Annotated in this window: 16 protein-coding genes; 8 read left to right on the top strand and 8 right to left on the bottom strand. The window is 40.9% G+C overall.

Going from position 1 to position 20,191, the window contains the following annotated elements:
- Window positions 1–1,425, bottom strand: coding sequence for a sodium:proton antiporter (locus tag B9T10_RS01885; protein ID WP_094537654.1), 1,425 nt, complete (start codon window positions 1,423–1,425; stop codon window positions 1–3).
- 317 nt (window positions 1,426–1,742) lie between these two features.
- Between B9T10_RS01885 and B9T10_RS01895 the strand changes: the two genes are divergently transcribed.
- From B9T10_RS01895 to B9T10_RS01925, 7 genes are all read left to right on the top strand, one after another.
- Window positions 1,743–3,017, top strand: coding sequence for a hypothetical protein (locus B9T10_RS01895; protein WP_094537656.1), 1,275 nt, complete (start codon window positions 1,743–1,745; stop codon window positions 3,015–3,017).
- 87 nt (window positions 3,018–3,104) lie between these two features.
- Complete coding sequence (gene lepA / locus B9T10_RS01900) at window positions 3,105–4,895, top strand: translation elongation factor 4 (RefSeq protein WP_008314640.1); 1,791 nt, start codon at window positions 3,105–3,107, stop codon at window positions 4,893–4,895.
- Between the two features lie 15 nt (window positions 4,896–4,910).
- Window positions 4,911–5,717 (top strand): signal peptidase I, encoded by an 807-nt coding sequence (gene lepB, locus B9T10_RS01905; RefSeq protein ID WP_008314642.1) that lies wholly within the window; start codon window positions 4,911–4,913, stop codon window positions 5,715–5,717.
- A 2-nt stretch (window positions 5,718–5,719) separates the two neighbouring features.
- On the top strand, window positions 5,720–6,394 hold the full coding sequence (gene rnc / locus B9T10_RS01910) for a ribonuclease III (RefSeq protein WP_008314644.1): 675 nt from the start codon (window positions 5,720–5,722) through the stop codon (window positions 6,392–6,394).
- Window positions 6,391–7,293, top strand: a complete 903-nt coding sequence (era, locus tag B9T10_RS01915) for a GTPase Era (RefSeq protein ID WP_008314646.1) — start codon at window positions 6,391–6,393, stop codon at window positions 7,291–7,293. The genes rnc and era overlap by 4 nt, the downstream gene beginning before the upstream one ends.
- A gap of 1 nt (window position 7,294) precedes the next feature.
- Entirely contained in the window at window positions 7,295–8,179 is an 885-nt protein-coding gene (locus B9T10_RS01920) for a DMT family transporter (protein WP_094537657.1), read from the top strand.
- Between the two features lie 3 nt (window positions 8,180–8,182).
- On the top strand, window positions 8,183–9,025 hold the full coding sequence (locus B9T10_RS01925) for a 23S rRNA (adenine(2030)-N(6))-methyltransferase RlmJ (protein WP_094537658.1): 843 nt from the start codon (window positions 8,183–8,185) through the stop codon (window positions 9,023–9,025).
- A gap of 234 nt (window positions 9,026–9,259) precedes the next feature.
- Here the strand turns inward: B9T10_RS01925 and B9T10_RS01930 are convergent, their stop codons facing one another.
- Window positions 9,260–10,969 (bottom strand): cation acetate symporter, encoded by a 1,710-nt coding sequence (locus B9T10_RS01930; protein ID WP_094537659.1) that lies wholly within the window; start codon window positions 10,967–10,969, stop codon window positions 9,260–9,262.
- A complete protein-coding gene (locus tag B9T10_RS01935) occupies window positions 10,956–11,303 on the bottom strand; it encodes a DUF485 domain-containing protein (RefSeq protein WP_008314653.1) in 348 nt (115 codons plus the stop codon). The genes B9T10_RS01930 and B9T10_RS01935 overlap by 14 nt, the downstream gene beginning before the upstream one ends.
- Before the next feature lie 517 nt (window positions 11,304–11,820).
- Between B9T10_RS01935 and ilvD the strand changes: the two genes are divergently transcribed.
- Window positions 11,821–13,671, top strand: a complete 1,851-nt coding sequence (gene ilvD / locus B9T10_RS01940) for a dihydroxy-acid dehydratase (protein ID WP_094537660.1) — start codon at window positions 11,821–11,823, stop codon at window positions 13,669–13,671.
- A 926-nt stretch (window positions 13,672–14,597) separates the two neighbouring features.
- Here the strand turns inward: ilvD and B9T10_RS01945 are convergent.
- The 5 genes from B9T10_RS01945 to dusA form a co-directional block, all read right to left on the bottom strand.
- Window positions 14,598–15,272, bottom strand: a complete 675-nt coding sequence (locus B9T10_RS01945) for a DUF2726 domain-containing protein (protein ID WP_094537661.1) — start codon at window positions 15,270–15,272, stop codon at window positions 14,598–14,600.
- Complete coding sequence (gene dnaG, locus B9T10_RS01950; RefSeq protein ID WP_094537662.1) at window positions 15,272–17,008, bottom strand: DNA primase; 1,737 nt, start codon at window positions 17,006–17,008, stop codon at window positions 15,272–15,274. The genes B9T10_RS01945 and dnaG overlap by 1 nt, the downstream gene beginning before the upstream one ends.
- Window positions 17,009–17,455, bottom strand: coding sequence for a GatB/YqeY domain-containing protein (locus B9T10_RS01955; protein ID WP_018122127.1), 447 nt, complete (start codon window positions 17,453–17,455; stop codon window positions 17,009–17,011).
- A gap of 109 nt (window positions 17,456–17,564) precedes the next feature.
- Window positions 17,565–19,106: a YdgA family protein gene (locus B9T10_RS01960; RefSeq protein WP_094537663.1), complete on the bottom strand. Its 1,542-nt coding sequence runs from the start codon at window positions 19,104–19,106 to the stop codon at window positions 17,565–17,567.
- Between the two features lie 53 nt (window positions 19,107–19,159).
- Window positions 19,160–20,137 (bottom strand): tRNA dihydrouridine(20/20a) synthase DusA, encoded by a 978-nt coding sequence (gene dusA, locus B9T10_RS01965; RefSeq protein ID WP_094537664.1) that lies wholly within the window; start codon window positions 20,135–20,137, stop codon window positions 19,160–19,162.
- Between the last annotated feature and the right edge of the window lie 54 nt (window positions 20,138–20,191).

The raw sequence follows: 20,191 nt of genomic DNA on the forward strand, positions 1-20,191 counted from the left end.
TTACATTAAGAAAATAACATTGAGCAAAATGTAAATGGGTAAGAGTGTGCCAATGGCGATCAGCATATAACTGAAGAAGCTTGGCATGCGAATGCCTTGTTGCTCTGCAATGCTTTTGATCATGAAGTTTGGAGCATTGGCGATGTAGGTTAAAGGCCCTGTAAACACCGTTGCCATTGAAATGGTGAGCAATGTTGTTGGAATCACATTCATTAAGTAAGCGGCGCCTTGAGCATGATCACCGATGGCCATTTTAAAGAACACCAAATAGGTTGGGGCATTGTCTAAGAAAGCAGACAATGTGGCGGTGATCCAAAAGTAGGTCACATTGTTAGGTGCGCCGCTTTCATCATGTGCAAAGCGCATTAAAAATGCTGTAACAGGGTGATCAGGCGATTGAAGGATCAGAATCACCGGTGTAATGGTGAGAAAAATGCCTAAAAAGAGTTTAGCCACTTCTAAAATGGGTGCCCAATTGAATTGATTATCAATGCGCAGCTGTTTTGGCGTGAATTTAAAAGAGAGATAAATCACAAGTAAAAAGAGCGCATCACGAAAGACATTTTCAAGGGCAATGGTGGAATGAAACACTTCTAATTGAATGTTTGGATTCCAAAATCCGGAGATGATGATGCCAGCAAGCACCGCGGCGATTAATATAAAATTAAATTTCCCATTAATCACAAAATGATTATCTTTTAATTTTTGTGGTTTGATCTCTTCAAGGGCAAAGAGCTTGGTGTCAATAAGGTAAAAGAGCATCAATAACATGCTTGATGTGATGATGACAGGCAATAACATGTATTGCAGTGTCCAAAAGAAACTCACGCCTTCTAAAAATCCTAAAAAGAGTGGCGGATCCCCAAGGGGTGTTAAGCCGCCGCCAATATTGGCCACTAAGAAGATAAAGAAGATCACCACATGCACTTTATGGCGGCGATTTTGATTGGCCTGTAAAATCGGGCGAATGAGTAACATTGAGGCGCCTGTTGTGCCCATGATGGACGCAAGTAAAGTACCGATCAGTAAAATCATCACATTTAAAGCAGGGCTTGGGGCAAAGTGACCGGTGATCTGAATGCCACTTGAAACCACATATAAGGTTAATAGCAATAAAATAAAGGGAATGTATTCTGAGATGAGTGTGTCCACCAACACAGCGCCACCGACGCCCCAACCAAAATTAAGGATCAAAGGAATGAAAAAAATGATGCTCCAACCTAAGGTGATTTTCCCATAATGATTGAGCCAAAGTTTTGGGGCGATTAAAGGCAATAACGCAACAGACGCAATTAAGCCAATAAAGGGAATTGTGTAGAGCATCGATAAATGATTGCCATCAAATGTGTGACTTGAGACATTCGATGCAAAGCTTGTGTTAAAGAATGTAGAGAAGATGACCAAGGCAACAAAAAAAATACGCATGAAAACCCTCAAAAAAATTATGAGTGTGGAAGGTAAATTGTGTGGTGTGATGGTATTTGCAGCAAATGGGCGAACGCCCTTTAGATTACTTGCGCATAATATGACATTTATCTATATTCTACACGATATGGCATTATTTTTTTTAAAAAATTATATAATGCAGGGCACTTCCTATTTTTTTGAGTATTATTTGATCTAATTTAAATGCTCACTGTCCATTTTATTTTATATACTTCAGTTTTTAAGTGATGACACGAGTGGTTTTCATTTAAGAACTTTTTTTAATTGTCTTAATTCATTAGAGTGTAAAAGGTTTTATGAAATACAAAGTCGTTTTTCGAGGAAAGGTTGATCGCACGGTTGATCAAAAGATGATCCTTGAAAATTTGTCTGATCTTTTTGATCAAACGACCGAAGAGGTTTATCAGAGGTTTTTTGCAAAAGGGGGTCAATCGATTGTGTTGATCACCGGTTTGTCTGAAGGTGATGCCATTGAATATCAAACAGCATTGGCAGATGCGGGTTTAATTGCAGACATTGATTTAGATGTCGATGATCTGATGCCTGAGTTATCAATGCCGGAGGTTACGCGAACACAAACCATTGCATCTCAATCTAAACCTGTGGCGACTGATCATTCGCCGACACACACTGAGCGAAAATTAGCCGCAAAAGATTATTTGAAAGCGCCTGAAGAATTGACATTGATGCGCCACACGGATGATGTTTCTGAGTTAGAAAGCAATCGTGTTGAGAAGATGAAGCGCATTGCCAAAACACGTGCAAATCCCAATCATAATATTGAGATTGATGATCGTGACATTGCCCCAACGCCGCCTTTATTGCATAGCGGTGTGCGCATTGGGCGTTTGTATTTTCTGTATCGAATCACTTTGGCATTTGCCATTTTATTTGGTTGCCTCAATATTTTGCCGCTTTATCTATATGATGCGTTAGGCAGTGCAAGCTTCATCATCTCATTCTTCTTTATCTTCTTTGCCATTACATTTATGTTGATGATTGTCAGTCAGCGTTTTTGTGACATTGATAATCTCTCGATTGGGAAGATGGCATTTGTGACGATTTTAATCTTCACGTTGATTTTTAGCCTGTTTGTACAAAATTACTATGTGCTCAAAGATGCCCAAGTGCAGTTTGCGGAGCTCTTTGTTAGAGAACACAGTATGAGTGAGCAATACTTTGGCTTAAAGGCAGAGTTGAAAGAGTATTTAGCACAAACGAACCAACGTCATTTTTTACAACAGATTGATGCCATCATTAAATGGGTGGTGTATGCGGGGATGATCATTGGGGCGATTTTGCTCTTTTCTATGCCAGGGATTGAGGGCAATAATCAATTCGGTGCGCCGCCACCTTCGCCGAACTTAATCAGCTTATTGATGTTTGTGGTGTCGCTCTTTGCATTTTTGTATTGTGTGGCGTATCCATTTAGCAGTAAAGCGCATAAATATCAGCATCGCTTATATCAAACGGAGCTCTATGAATATTTAGGTGTGTTAAAACCTTTGCCAAATGAGTTCAATCGCGCCTACAAAGCATACCTTGAGAAAAACTCAACAAAAGCTCAGTAATTCCATTATAATTGTAAGCTGTTATTTGAATTTAGGAGAGGAATCATATAGAGTTCTCTCCTCTTTACTTTGGTAGACATTAACTGCATGAAGAACATTAGAAACTTTTCCATTATTGCCCATATTGATCATGGTAAATCCACGATCGCCGATCGTTTTATCCAAATTTGTGATGGTTTGAGCGAACGAGAAATGGAGGCTCAAGTGTTAGACTCCATGGACATTGAGCGTGAACGTGGCATTACGATTAAAGCACACTCTGTGTCATTGGACTATAAAGCTAAAAATGGGGAAGTTTACCATTTGAACTTCATTGATACGCCAGGACACGTGGACTTCTCTTATGAAGTGTCTCGCTCACTCTTTGCCTGTGAAGGGGCGCTTTTGGTGGTGGACGCGGCTCAAGGCGTTGAAGCACAATCGGTGGCAAACTGCTATACGGCGATTGACCATGGTTTAGAAGTGGTGCCGGTCTTAAATAAGATTGACTTGCCAGCGGCAGATCCGATGAAAGTTGCTGCTGAAATTGAAGACATCATTGGCATTGAAGCGATGGATGCTGTGACATGTTCTGCTAAAACAGGTATGGGTGTTGAAGATGTGCTCGAAACATTGGTACAAAAAATCCCTGCACCAAAAGGTGATCCAAATGCGCCATTAAAAGCATTGATCATTGACTCATGGTTTGACCCTTATGTGGGCGTGATCTCTTTGGTGCGTATTTTTGAAGGGACCCTTCGCGTGCGTGACAAAATGCAAGTGATGAGTACAAAACGTAACTATCAAGTGAGCCATGTGGGTGTGTTTACACCTAAGCGTTTAGATAAAACAGAATTGTCCGCAGGGCAAGTGGGCTTTGTGATCGCTGGGATTAAAGAGATTGATGGTGTGCCAGTCGGTGATACCTTAACATTAGAAAACAATCCAGCCACAGAAGCCGTGCCAGGCTTCCAAAAAGTACAATCGCGCGTGTTCTCCGGTCTGTTTCCTGTGGATTCATCAGATTATGAAAATTTACGTGAAGCGCTACAAAAATTGCGTTTAAACGATGCCTCTTTAAACTTTGAACCTGAATCTTCTCAAGCGTTGGGCTTTGGTTTCCGTTGTGGTTTCTTAGGCATGCTACATATGGAGATCATTCAAGAGCGTTTAGAACGTGAATATGATTTAGATTTAATCACAACTGCGCCGACCGTAATTTATGAATTAGAAAAAACGGATGGTGAAGTTGTATTGATTGATAACCCGAATGATTTACCTGCACCAAATAAAATCAGTGAAATTCGTGAGCCGATCATTCGTGCAAACATTTTGACGCCACAAGAGTACTTAGGCAACATCATCACATTGTGTGTGGAAAAGCGCGGCGTACAAAAGAACATTGTGTATGCAGGCTCCCAAGTGCAATTGCAATTTGAATTGCCAATGAGCGAAGTGGTGCTTGACTTCTTTGACCGCTTAAAATCAGTGTCTCGTGGTTATGCTTCTTTCGACTATGAATTTGTGCGCTATGAAGCGGCCAATCTTGCGAAAGTGGACATCCTCATCAATGGTGAAACGGTCGATGCGTTAGCGCTCATTGTGCATAAAGACAATGCGGTGTATCGTGGTCGCGATTTGGTGGAAAAAATGAAAGAGTTGATTCCACGCCAGATGTTTGACATTGCCATTCAGGCGGCGATTGGTGCGCAAATCATTGCAAGAAGCACTGTCAAAGCAATGCGTAAAGACGTATTGGCGAAATGTTACGGCGGTGACGTGAGCCGTAAGCGCAAATTACTCGAGAAACAAAAAGCGGGTAAAAAACGCATGAAGCAAGTGGGTAACGTGGAAATTCCACAATCTGCCTTCTTAGCTGTGTTGCAAGTTGATAAATAGACAAAGGATATTACGATGTTTTCCCAATTCACGCATTACTTGGCGATTGCCATTGTGTTTGCAGTGCCTGTGACGGGTTTAATTCTGCTCATTGATCGCTTATATTTTAAGAAAAAGCGCACAAAGGATACAAAATTGCCGGCACTGGTGGATTGGGCAGCATTTTTGTTTCCGGTTGTTCTCTTTTTGACGGTGCTGCGTACATTCATCGCAGAGCCGTTCATCATCCCAAGTGGCTCAATGCAACCGACATTATATGCCGGTGACATGATTGTGGCCAATCGCTGGTCATTTGGTTTGCGTTACCCGATCACCAATGAGCGCATTTTCAGTCAACCTGGCGAAGGCGTTGAGCGCGGTGACATTGCCGTGTTTAAATATCCAAAAGATGAGCGCATCAATTACATCAAGCGCATTGTGGGTTTACCAGGTGATGTGGTGGATTATAAAGACAAAATGCTCACCATCAATGGTGTGCCTGTCAAATATGAATATGTTGGGCCAGCCATTGAGCCTGAATCAGATTTGATCTTTACAGAATATCTGCCATCTAAAGATGGCATCGTTGAGCATGGCGTGCAGCAGTTGCCATACTTGACGCGTGCAGATGCCGGGTTGGACATCCTGCGCCCATTTCCATTTAAAGTGCCAGATGGACAATACTTGGCTTTTGGCGATAACCGCGATAATAGTTTAGACAGCCGTTATTGGGGCTTTGTCAATGACAATCAATTGGTGGGTAAAGCTAATTTTATTTGGATGAATTACAAATGTGTGACGCAATTGAAAGATTGTGACCACATTTTCACAGTATTGAAATAGTTATGATTGATCGACTACAAGAAAAACTCGGATACCAATTTACGAACATCGCTTTGTTAAAACAAGCGTTGGTTCACCGCTCAGTTTCCCGCGTTCACAATGAACGTTTAGAGTTTTTGGGAGATGGTTGCTTAAATTTCACAATTGCCCATGCGTTGTATGAGCGTTTTCCAGATGCTAAAGAGGGTGAATTATCAAACATTCGTGCCCACTTAGTGAAGGAAGAGACGCTGCACACTATTGCAAAATCCTTAGATCTACAAAAACATTTGGTGATCAGCTATGGTGAGCGTAAAAACGATGGTGCAAAACGCGCAAGCATTTTAGCAGACACGGTGGAAGCAATCATTGCTGCGGTCTTTTTAGACAGCAACTTTGAAAGCGCTAAAGCCATGATTTTACGCCTATATGAAGCGGAGTTACACACCATCAATGAGCGCTCTTTCCAATGCATCACAGAATCTGTGAAGGATCCAAAGAGCCGTTTACAAGAGCATTTACAAGCCATCAATAAATCGATACCAGAGTATGAGATCGTGGCCATTGAAGGACAAGACCACGCTCAAAGCTTTAAAGTGGCTTGTCATGCTCAATCATTTACAACAATCGCAGAAGGAACAAGCAAAAAAAGGGCAGAGCAGAATGCCGCCCAGTTGATGCTTGATAAGTTACTATGAATCAAAACCAACACTCAGGCTACGTTTCCATCATTGGCCGACCGAATGTGGGCAAATCCACATTGATGAATCGTTTGATTGGTCAAAAAGTGAGCATTACATCCAGTAAACCACAAACCACGCGTCACGCCATTACGGGCATTTATACGGATCATTATTGCCAAGCGATCTTCATTGATACACCAGGATTGCACGTGGCTGAGCATTCAGCATTGAATCGTCATTTAAATAAAACCGCCACCAGTTCACTTGAAATGGCGGATGTGATTTTATTTATGGTGGAAGCTTTAAAATTTACCGATGATGATGCCTTGGCGTTAAAGCGCTTAAAATACATTGATAAGCCTGTGATTTTAGTGGTCAATAAAATTGATCATGTGAAAGACAAGGAAACCTTGTTCCCATTTTTGTCTGAAATGATGAGTAAATATCAGTTTGCTGAATGCATTCCGATCTCTGCATTAGATGAAAAACAGATGAAATTGGTGATCAAATCTTTAACCCATTATTTGCCTGAGCAGCCATTTTTGTTCAGTGAAGATGAAATCACCACAGCATCAAGTGCGTTCTTAGCGAGTGAAGTGTTGCGTGAAAAATTAACGCGCCGCTTGAATCAAGAGATTCCGTATGCATTGACGGTGGAAGTGGAAAGCTTTGAGGTGGAACCAGAGATCATTCGCATCAATGCCATTGTGTGGGTTGAGCGCGAAAGTCAAAAAGGCATCGTGATTGGTAAAAGCGGTGTGACACTCAAAGAAGCAAGCACACAAGCGCGTCAAGATCTAGAAAAATTGTTTGAGAAAAAAGTATTTTTAAAAGCGTTTGTGAAAGTGCGTCAAGGTTGGTCAGATGATGAGCGTTCACTCAATGCCTTAGGTTATATGGGTACAGAGTTGTAATATGCAAAAACCAATGATGGGTGCTTGTTGGATGATGGCCACAGGTATTGCCTTTGCTGCCATCAATGTGATCACGCCGTACATCAGTCAGCAGTATCCCATCAGCTCAAGTTGGATTGCTTTTTTTCAATACAGTTTTGCTTTCTGTTTTTTACTGCCCACGTTTTTAAAAGCTGGGCTGAAAACAGTGGCGAAAACAGAGCGTTTTTGGATTCACTTTTTACGCATTTTAGCCGCAATTGTTGGGGTTCAGCTGTGGGTGAAAGCACTGAACCTGCAATTTCCGATTGGGGAAGGCGTTGCATTACTGATGACCTCACCTCTATTTGCCAGCATTGGTGCGTTCCTATTTTTGAAAGAAAAAGCCACGTCGGTACGAATTTTAGTAACATTGATGGGGTTTGTGGGTGCAATCCTAATTTTAAACCCCAGTTATGCCGCCATGAATTACGTGGCATTTTTACCATTGGCTGCGGCTTTCTTTTGGGCAATTTATTCATTATTGATTAAATACTTAGCCGATAAAGATCATCCTTTAACCCTTCTTTTTTATCTCTATCTCATCATGTTTCCGATTAACTTAGTGCTGGCGCTGACGGATAATTTTACGCATGCGCTGAAAGTGGAACATTTGGTGTGGGATATGGGATTGATGGGCTATTTATTGGTGTTGGGTTTTTTAACCATGATTGCACAATTTACTTTGGTCAAAGCGTATCATGTGGCGGATGCCATTTACATTCAACCCTTTGATTATCTAAAACTGCCGTTAAACACGCTCTTAGGCTTTGTCTTTTTTGGCTGGACGGTGGGCACACAATTTTGGCTGGGCGCGATCATTATGGTGGCCGCTCTCCTTTACATCACTTATTTTGAGTCTAAATAATTTATGCTAAGTTATCGTCATGGCTTTCATGCGGGCAATCATGCAGATGCCCTCAAGCACTTTGTGCTGTTTTCTGTTTTAAACTATTACAATCAAAAAGATAAACCATATTGGTACATTGATACGCATTCTGGCGCAGGGCTTTATGATACCCATCATCCCTTTGCGGAAAAAACGGGTGAATATGAAGCGGGCATTGGCACATTGCAACAAGCGGATGACCTGCCAAAAGCCTTGGATGATTTTTTATTATTCATCAATCAATTTCAAACGGGTAAAAAACGTTTTTATCCGGGTTCGCCTGTGATTGCCCAAAAGTTGGTGCGCAGCACCGATCGCATGAAGTTATTTGAATTGCATCCAACGGATTCAGAAATTCTCATCAATAATATGAAAGGGCAAGGGGTCAAGTACCAAGTGGGCATCACGGATGGCTTTAAAGGTTTGATTGGCTTATTGCCGCCATCGTCACGCCGTGCTGTGGTGTTGATTGATCCACCATATGAAGATAAAAAAGATTATCAAACGGTGATCAAAACATTGCAAGAAGCGCATGAACGCTTTTCAACGGGCTGTTATATGGTTTGGTATCCGTTGTTGCCACGCAATGAAAGTTTGAATTTGCCCAATAAATTAGAACGATTGTTTAAAGATAATTACCTTAATGTAACGCTCTCTGTCACAGAACCTGAAGGTGATCAATTTGGTATGTTTGGCAGCGGCATGTTCATTGTCAATCCGCCGTATACTTTGAAAAAAGAGTTAGAGAGTGTATTGCCAACATTGGTTAAACATTTAGGGATAGATCGCGGTGCTACTTCGACGTTGGATTATAAAATCCCTTAAAGATTGCACGCATTCATTCATAAGAAAAAGCCCTAAAAATATTTTAGGGCTTTTTTGTAAGGAGAGTAATCGTATAGATTAAGTTTCACAACAGTCCATGAAACTGAGACCATTGTAGCGAACATTAACATTTCATTACAATTTAAAATGGTTATGGTTTTTTAGAATGTTGGCAAAAAAATACCTGAAACAGCGTTCAGGTATCGATTCATTTCATTCCCTTTTAAAGGAATTTTATGATGATTTATTTTGCGCTTCAGTGAAAAACTCAGGGTGATTCACTTGGCGATATTGTTGAATCGCTTCAGAGATGCCTTCGCCGCCCACTTGTGAACGCACATATTGGCTGATGAATTTAGAACGCTCTTCTTCAGCTTGTTGTGAGTTATCCATAGATGACACCACAAATGTGACAATGAATGCAATTGGAATGGAGAATAATGCAGGGTTATTGTATGGGAACAATGGGCTGTCGTGACCTAACACTTTCACCCAAACTTCTGGGCCAAAGAGGATCATCAATACCGCACTGATTAAACCTGCTGCACCACCAATTACCGCGCCTTTTGTGCTCAAACGTTTCCAATACATGGATAAGAATAGTAATGGGAAGTTTGCAGAGGCTGCAATGGAGAAGGCTAAGCCCACTAAGAAGGCAACGTTTTGATGCTCAAACAATAATCCCAATAAAATTGCAATGATGCCTAAGGATGCTGTGGTGATGCGTGAAATCATCAACTCAGTTTTCATCACAGGTTTGCCTTTTTTGATGACGTTGGCATAGAAGTCATGACTGATGGCAGATGCACCTGATAAGGTTAAACCTGCAACAACCGCAACCAATGTTGCAAATGTCACTGCAGACATGAAGCCTAACAAGACGTTACCGCCGACTGCATGAGATAAATGGATGGCAACCATGTTCGCGCCGCCCACAATTAAGCCATCTGCATTGGTGTATTCAGGTTTGCCAGTCACATATAAGATCGCGCCAAAGCCGATGATGAACATCAATAAATAGAAGTAACCAATGAAACCTGTTGCGTATAATGCTGATTTTCTTGCTTCTTTGGCATCTTTAACTGTGAAGAAACGCATCAAGATGTGTGGCAAACCTGCCGTACCAAACATTAAGCCAATGCCTAAAGAGATGGTATCGATCGGGTTAGAGTATGCCAAACCTGGTTTCATCAACGCAGTGCCTGCATTGTGAACATCTGTCGCTTCAACAAACAACGTTTCAAGGTTAAAGCCCACCCAATATAAAACCACGATGGACATGAACGTTGCGCCGATCAAAATCAAAACGGCTTTGATCATTTGTACCCATGTTGTGGCCAACATGCCGCCTAATAATACATAGATCATCATCAAAATGCCCACGATGAAAACGGCAATGTTGTAGTTTAAGCCAAAGAGCAATTCGATTAATTTACCCGCGCCCACCATTTGTGCAATCAAATATAACAATACGATGGCCATTGTGGAGAACACTGCTAAAATACGGATAGGTGTTTGATTCAAACGAAACGCAGTCACGTCCGCAAATGTGAAGCGACCTAAGTTTCTAAAGCGTTCTGCCATGAGGAATAAAATCACCGGCCAACCAATGAAGAAACCAAATGAGTAAATTAAACCATCATAACCCGATGCAAACACAAGGGCAGAGATCCCAAGGAAGGAGGCTGAGGATAAATAGTCACCGGCAATGGCTAAACCATTTTGAAAGCCAGAGATGCCACCGCCTGCGGTATAGAAGTCAGAGGCGGATTTGGTTTTATTCGATGCCCAAAATGTGATGGCGATCGTTGCAAACACAAAGACGAAGAACATGATGATGGCGGTCCAGTTTTTACCGCCGCCTGTTGTTTGTGCTAAGGCAAAGCTGCCGACGCCCAAAATGGCTAAGCACAACAATTGCTTAAAGACATTATTTAATTTCATTGGCGATCTCCTTTAACAACTTTTCCGTCATCGGATCATAATAAGTATTGGTGCGATAGACGTAATAGCCTGTCATTAAAATGGTCCAAATGATCAAAAAGAATCCCGCAGGAATGCCCCACGTGGTCACCATGTCAGATGCCATCGGCAATCCAACGAGATCAGGTGCAAAGGCAACGCCAATGATGATCAAAATATAAAAACCTAATGTGAGCAGCAGTAGCCAGAGACTGAATCTCTGTTTTTTGGCCACCATCTCTTTGAATCGCGGATCATTGTAGATACGATGCACGACGACATCATATTGGCGATCCTGTTCTACAGCATTAGACATAGGGTCCTCCTCAAATTTTACTTGTTGTTGTATTGTTTTAATGAATTAAATTTCTCATGTATGTTTGATGCATATTTTTTAATATATAAAACACCTCCTTAATGAGAAGATACGAATTTTTAAAAATTTTGCAAATAAAAACGATGATCATTTAAATAATTGATCCATTGCAAGATGATCACATTAGCATTTAAATATTGATGGTTATATTTAATTACAATGAGTTAATAAAGATTGTCTGTATAGTTTTTGATCACATTTATGGGTGTTGATGCTAATTTTTCAAATACTTTTGAGATGAGTCTCAACATTAAATGAAACAAAGTGCCTAGAATACGGCTTTAGAGTTGATTTTCGCTAGATAAGCATGCTATATAATTAGAACCATCATGGAGAGCGCCCAAAAGGCAAAATGGATCAAAACCTAAATTGATCAATGATTTGTGAGTGGCGAATCACTCTAAAATTTTTTAGAGCAGGGAATATTTAATAGAATTTAGAACAGCAGGGAAAAACTATGCCGAAATATCGTTCGCATACATCGACCCAAGGTCGTAATATGGCGGGGGCACGTGCGTTGTGGCGTGCCACAGGAATGAACAATGAAGATTTTAAAAAACCGATCATTGCCGTTGTTAACTCTTTTACGCAATTTGTGCCAGGACATGTGCACCTGAAAGATTTAGGTCAAATGGTGGCGCGTGAAATTGAAAAAGCCGGTGGCGTTGCCAAAGAATTTAACACCATTGCCGTGGATGATGGCATTGCAATGGGACATGATGGGATGTTGTACTCTCTGCCAAGTCGTGATTTGATTGCGGACTCTGTAGAATATATGGTCAATGCCCACTGTGCAGATGCCATGATCTGTATTTCAAACTGCGATAAAATCACCCCAGGCATGTTGATGGCATCAATGCGTTTGAACATTCCCACTATTTTTGTATCAGGTGGCCCGATGGAATCAGGGAAACTCACTTGGAATAATGAAAAATTGCGCCTTGATCTTGTCGATGCCATGGTAATGGCGGCGGATGATCGCGAAGCAGATGATAAAGTTCAAGCCATTGAAGAAAATGCATGTCCAACGTGTGGCTCATGTTCAGGGATGTTTACGGCAAACTCCATGAACTGCTTAACGGAAGCCTTAGGTTTATCCTTACCGGGTAATGGTTCACTCGTTGCCACCCATAAAAATCGCCAAGAACTCTTTTTAGAAGCGGCGCGCCTCATTGTGAAAAACACGCGCGATTATTATGACAATGATAATCATCAAGTATTGCCACGTTCGATTGCCTCGTTTAAAGCTTTTGAAAATGCCATGATGCTTGACATTGCCATGGGCGGATCGAGCAATACTGTGTTGCATTTGTTAGCGGCTGCCCATGAAGCGGGTGTTGATTTTACCATGCAGGACATTGATCGATTGTCTCGCAAAGTACCACATTTATCTAAAGTGTCTCCATCCACCAGTCGATATCATATGGAAGATGTGCATCGCGCAGGCGGCATCATTGGTATTCTAGGTGAATTGGCACGCATGAATTTATTGCATACCGATTGCCCAACTGTGCATGCACCAACATTGAAAGATGCCATTGAGCGTTGGGATGTGGTGACGCAACAGGATGAAACAATTAAACATTTTTATCAATCAGCACCAGGTGGCGTACGCACCACAGAAGCGTTTAGTCAAGATCGTTACTTTGAATCATTAGATACAGACCGTGAAAATGGTTGCATCAGAAGTGGTGAACATGCTTATAGCCAAGATGGTGGCATTGCCGTATTGTATGGCAACTTAGCAAAAGATGGCTGTATTGTGAAAACGGCGGGTGTGGATGATTCCATTTTAAAATTCACAGGTCGTGCACGTGTGTATGAAAGTCAGGATTCTGCCGTTAAAGGCATTTTAAACGATGAAGTGAAAGCCGGTGAAGTGGTGATCATTCGTTATGAAGGCCCAAAAGGCGGACCCGGCATGCAAGAGATGTTGTACCCAACGTCTTACTTAAAATCCAAAGGGTTAGGGAAGGCTTGTGCATTATTGACAGATGGCCGATTCTCTGGCGGAACTTCTGGTTTATCCATTGGTCATGCATCGCCAGAAGCGGCGGATGGTGGCATCATTGCCATTGTGGAAACAGGTGATGAAATCATCATTGACATCCCTGAACGCAAAATCCATTTAAATGTATCGCCTGAAGAGATTGACGCACGATTGGCGACTCAAGCGCAAATTGGATTTGTGCCTAAAGAAGTGCGTACGCGTAAAGTATCCCCAGCGTTACAAGTTTATGGTGCACTGGCAACCTCAGCTGCATTTGGCGCGGTGAGAGATGTGAGTCGTTTAGCAAAATTAAAATAAATTTCTAAGCCCATGGAAGTGGGCTTTTTAATGGGCATTAAACGACTGACCGTCGGTCAATATTGATTGTAATATCAAATCAATAAAACTCATCACTCATTAAAGCCCAAGTAAAATATCAACAAATAATTAAACCCACATGTCACGATCTAAATGATCATGCAAGTGAATAGGGCGGATAAAAATAATCTTTTTATATGGATAGACAATTTTAAAAGACTGGCTGAATCATTGTTTTCATTTAGCTAAAACGATCAATCTCTAACCTAGAAGTTAAAGGAAATGCAACGTGATTAAAGTATGGTATGATGATCGCCGTTATTTTAGTACAGAGATATCAATGCCAATATCAATATTAAGTGAGCAATTAAAATTAAGCTGAATTAAATTGCTGAGAATATTCAGGATAACCAACTGACCGTCGGTCATTATAGTTTATTAAAATATTAAACCTCACCAGCATCGATCTCAAATGCCACCATCTGAAATAAAGCCCTAAATAATTAAAATAAGAATTGAATAGGGCAGAATGATGCGATAAAAAATGCAATCGTACGCGCGTAGAATTCATCAATGTGCCTCCTATGTCACTTCTAGAAAAACTGAGTGCATATGTTTGAGACTAAAAATCATCCAGATTTCATACTCAGTTAACCGATTGGCAAATTGAGTGTGAAATATTGTATGGGATTTATGATCACCATGAAATGAAATGCATCACACTTTAAGAATGATCATTTTTGGTCTGATGAGATTAAAGATAAATCTTGATGAACATGATTAGTGTAATGAAGCGGAGCGGTAAATATTTTTTAATGTAGAGATCATGAATCAAGGGCAATCACGCATATAAATATAATTTAACATAATATATAGAAGTGGAAATTGTATCTATATTGAAATCTAGGGCTTTATGGCTGTATAGATTATGATGACTGAGATAAATACATTTGCATGGCTTCATCAATTTTCTGGATCACATGATTTTGATATGTTATAGATCCAGATCGATTCCAGCCATTCGTATCCACATTGATGACATCAATGCCCACAGAATTTAGGATCATGGTTTTGGTATCATCAAATTTATCATGATGTCCATTGCCATTGATTTCGATCACCGCTACAACATTGTGCTGAAAATCTGTCAGTACAAAATCTGGGCGCAAACCTTTTTGTAATTGTAAAACATAATCTGCATTTGTGGTTTCTTCAATGAACGCCATCAATGGCACTTGCGGATAAACATGCAGCAGAATTTTATTGTAACGCAAAATACTTTGTACGCGCTCAAATGCAATCGTTTCACCAATATTCATCAAACCACGTTTTTCAAAGGTGGCCACTTTAACCGCAGCTTCCCTTTTAGTCTTTTCGGTAAACACTTGCTGTTGATCTTTAAAAGTCGGATATTCACGCGCTGTTTTGTCTGATTTCGCTTGTGGTTTTTTTTGCGGGACTTTCTCTGTAACGGTCGGTTCGATCCGTTTTGATTTTTTGGGTGTGCGCTTTTTAGGCAGCACGGCGACCACAAGAATTAAAACAAAGAATATTGCAGCACCGATGGCGCTTGGGCTAAATTGACTGAATAAATTAAGCATTAATTAAGTTTCAATAATTTGAGTTCTTCATCACTCAATGGTAAACCTTGAGCGAATTTTGCCAATACTTGTTTACGTGGATCTACACGTTTCGCCAAACGGCGCATGGCATCAGTGTATTCTGATTGATGCAATTGAGGATCAAGCATGTGATCAAGCACACTTAAAGATTCAACATATTGAATCCATGGTTGATGTTGAAAGCGGCCAAGCAATTGCGCTGCTGTTTTGATTTCAGGATAATCAATGATGGTGGTGATGAGTTGATATAAAACTTTAGCGCCTTTTTCCTCACTATCTAGCAAAAATTCATAATTATGGATGGTTTTTGCCAAATTTAAGTTATTTAAGAGTAAAATAATGCCGCGTTCAACTAAGTTTTGACCTTGGGGTTGTGCCATTTTGCGTCTAACGGGTGTTGCCACAACGCCAGCGCTGACATGTTTCTCTAAAATGCTTGCAGACACATTGGCTTTTTTACCAAGTTCGACGCGTAATAAATCTCGCAGCGGAATGTCTGGCATGGAGTTGATCAGTGCGCCCATATCCGTCAACAGTTGCGAGCGCCCTTCAATGCTTTCTAATGAATAGCGTTGTTCAAAATGAGCAAAAAGATATTCACTCAATGGCAATGCATTGTTCACTAAGTCTAAAAATGCTGCTTGTCCATGGGCTTTTAAGTAACTGTCCGGATCATGACGATCGGGTAAAAAGAGGAATTTAATCTCTTTATCCACATTCATTACAGGCAATGCATTTTCCATCGCTTTGTAAGCAGCCTTCTGCCCTGCCTCATCGCCATCAAAACAGAAAACAATGGAATGCGTATAACGAAATAAATTGGCCACTTGTGTATTTGACATCGCTGTCCCAAGTGTTGCCACCACATTTTGAATGCCAAAATGTGACATCATCACCACATCCATGTAGCCTTCCACCACAAGGATTTCATTGTAATTGCGCACATCACGGCGCAATTCATACAATCCGTAAAGCTCTTTCCCTTTATGGAAAACGGGAGTTTCTGGGGAGTTTAAATATTTTGGTTCACCAGCTCCAATGATGCGTCCACCAAACGCAATGGTTTGCCCTTTGCGATTGCGGATCGGAAACATCACGCGATCACGAAAACGATCATAAAAGTGATTGACTTTATTTTGTGCAGGAATGATGAGCCCTGCTTCTTCCAATGTTTTTTCGCTTGCACCTTTTGACTTTAATGTCATTAATAAGGCATTCCAGCTGTCTGGCGCAAAACCAATGTTAAAGCGCGCAATGTCTTCGCTGTTTAAATCACGATTGGCCAAATAATCTCGTGCATGCTGATGATTGGGCTTTGCCAATTCGCGCTGGAAAAATTGATTGGCTTCTTCCAAGGCCGTCAATGTGGTTTGTGTGCGCTTTTCTGCTTCTGGCGATACATTTGATCGTCGTTCATATGGCACCACCATGCCTTCATGATGGGCTAAGTATTCAATGGATTCGATAAACTCAAGTTTCTCATACTCCATTAAAAAAGTGACCACATTGCCCTTCGCGCCACAGCCAAAACAGTGATACAACTGTTTGCTTTGATTGACCATAAACGATGGCGATTTTTCTTGATGAAACGGACAACATGCCTTAAAGCTGTTGCCCATTTTTTTCAGGGGCACGCGCTGATTGATGATCTCAACAATATCAACGCGCCCGATGACTTCATCAACAAATTGATTCGGAATGTAGCCTTTACTCATTTATGGGTTCAAAGCTGCTTTTAACAATTTGCTCACAACGCCCATGTCAGCTTTACCTTCTAATTGTGGCTTTAACATGCCCATGACTTTACCCATGTCTTTCATGGTCAAAGCACCTGTCGCTTTAATCGCTTCGCTGATGGCAGCTTCTACATCTTCTTGGCTCATTTGCTCTGGCAAATATGGCATGATGATGGACAATTCAGATTCTTCTTGCGCCACTAAATCTAAGCGTTCAGCTTTTTGGAATTGATCAATGGACTCTTTGCGTTGCTTAACCATGCGCACTAAAACAGCAGTCACTGCGGCATCATCCATCTCAATGCGTTGATCCACTTCCACTTGTTTGATTTCTGCACTGATTAAACGCAAAGTGGCGAGTTTTTCTTTGTTTTTCTCGCGCATTGCTGTTTTGATGTCTTCCATGATTCTAGCTTTTAAGCTCATTGCTTTACTCCTTCTCAAAAACAATATTATAGAACGATTCTGTGAAGTTAGCAGAAAAAAAGCCCTCGATTGAGGGCTTTTGCTTAAATTTTTAGCGTCCGCTGAAGATTTATTGGAATGCTGCAAAAATTTCTGCGGTGGTTAATTTTTTACCGTTGATGTTCCAAGTCCCTTGTTTGAATTCAATGTCCATGAACAATGTTCTTTCTTTGTACTCAAGCGGAGAGGCACCTAATTGTGCAGATTGCATGCCCACTAACATCATCACCATTTGAATGGCGCCTTGCACATCTTTTTTCGCAGACGCAGTGTCTTGGCCATCTAATGTTAAGAATTTTTCATACTGAGCAATGATGTAATCTTCCGTCACTTTACCTTTGAAAGAGAATTCATGAATGAATGCATCGATCAAATCTACAGGCGATTGATTTTCAACCATGGCTTCAATGGCTTCAGGACCTTCTTGCAATAAGGCCACTAATTTTTCAGAAGGTTGGAAAGCAATGCTGGCTTTTAATTCATCGCCAATGGTTAATTTGTTTTCAAAGCTCATGTTCAAACGGGTATCTTTAGTGAACAAAGAGGCAATCGTTTTTAAAAATTCTTGCGCTTCTGCTTCGTTCATGTCAGATGGATCTTGTGAAGATAATGCGTTTGCTTGTTCAATTAAAGCCTTCCAATTTTTGATGTTTTTGATGCCTTTGATGTTGGTATCAACAGAGATGGCGCCAAAATCAAGCTTTGGAGATTGATCTTTAGTCACCGCAACATTACCAACATGATAAGCGACGTTGCCTGAGAGTAAACCTTTCTCTTCATAAATACCACTTTTCGCTTCAATTTTAGACACATCAAACTTGAAGGTTTCAACATTGTCGCTGTTTTTATTCGTGGCAGACATGGCAAGATTGCCCAATGAGGCAACCGTTTCATATTTTAATGGGCTTGCTTGATAGTTCGTTGAAGACACCAATTTTGTCAAATCAATGTTTGCATCCACTTCTTTGGCCAATTCACCGGTGGCTTTAATTTGAATGCTCTTGCCTTCAGAACCCGATTTTAATGCCGTCAAATCTGTGTAATCTTTGTTGAAATTCAACACAATGTCATTGGTGAAATCATTGAGTGTCAATTCAGCAATGGCCACATCACTCAATAATACAGGCACCGTGTTTTTTGCCATTTTCACATTGTAAGAAAATGTTTTGGCTTTTTCATCTAATGTGCCTTCATAATCTGCATTGGCAAATAGGTTGTTTAATTTAACCGTTTCACCTGCCGCTTCTACATCAATGACCACACCACCATTGGCCTGCCCTTTGATTAAAGCGCGACCATTTTCTGGGTTGTATTTTGCTAAATCAACATTCGCTTGAGAGGTGATGTTGTATTCAATCGATGCGGCATTTTGTTGATCGGTATAGGTGAATTGATCTTGTAAGGAAACTTGATCATTCACATTGCTAAAGTTCGCTTCATACGCCACAGCGCCTGTGCTAAATTCAGTGGATTTGTTGATCACTGTTTGTGTTGCAGCAAGGTAGTTTTGTTCAAAAGTTTTGAATTTATCGGCATTTGAAAGATTGCTAGACTCATCAGAGCAACCATAAATGATCAAAGGTAAAGCGACAGCTAAAATTGTTTTTTTCATAGTATGTTATTTCCTTGGTTAAATCGCGTCATATCATATCACAATGAAAATCATTATAAAATTCTATCGAAGGCTTTTTTCACAGCGTCTTCAAACACGGTAAAATCCGCATCATCTTTAAACATATTTTCACTGAGGTGGCGGCGCCATTGGCGACTTTTTGGGTAGCCATTAAATAGTCCAAGTAAATGGCGGCCAATGTGATGAACCCTAACGCCTGCAGCCAATTCAGATTCCACATAAGGCTTTAATGCAGCTAAAACATCAAACGGTGATTGATCAGAGGATTCATCCCCAAAATAAAGATGATCCACTTCATTCATTAAAAAGGGCGAGTGATACACGGCGCGCCCAAGCATGACACCATCAAGATTGTTCATGACGCTTAATCCCTGCTCTGGCGATTGAATGCCACCATTTAAGATTAGCATCAATTCTGGAAAATCGTGCTTTAACTGATACACGCGATCATAATCTAATGGTGGAATCTCACGGTTCTCTTTAGGCGATAAGCCAGATAGCCACGCTTTACGCGCATGAACTGTGAATGTTTTGCATCCTGCTTGACTCACCACATCAATAAAACGATGCACAAAGGCATAATCATCCTGATGATCAATGCCAATACGATTTTTAATGGTGACAGGAATATTGACAGCGCTTTGCATGGCATCAAAGCACTCTGCCACCAATTCAGGCTCAGTCATCAAACACGCACCAAAGCGACCTTTTTGCACGCGGTCAGATGGACAACCACAGTTTAAATTGATCTCGGTATATCCATAATCTTCTGCAATTTTAGCCGCCGTTTGTAAATCTTTTGGATCTGATCCACCTAATTGCAATGCAATCGGCGATTCTTTGGCATTAAAACGCAAATGCATGTCTGTATCCCCATGCAAAATGGCACCGGTGGTCACCATTTCGGTGTATAGCAAGGCTTGTTTGCTCATCAAACGGTAAAAATAACGACAATGGCGGTCGGTCCAATTGAGCATCGGCGCAACACTGAAACGGTGGTAATGGTTCATAACTCTACAATCTCGGGGAATATTAAAAAGTAAAACCTCTTAAAAGTTTAAGAG

Origin of the sequence: Wohlfahrtiimonas chitiniclastica, assembly GCF_002252325.1 — a bacterium.
GTDB classification, from domain to species: domain Bacteria; phylum Pseudomonadota; class Gammaproteobacteria; order Cardiobacteriales; family Wohlfahrtiimonadaceae; genus Wohlfahrtiimonas; species Wohlfahrtiimonas chitiniclastica.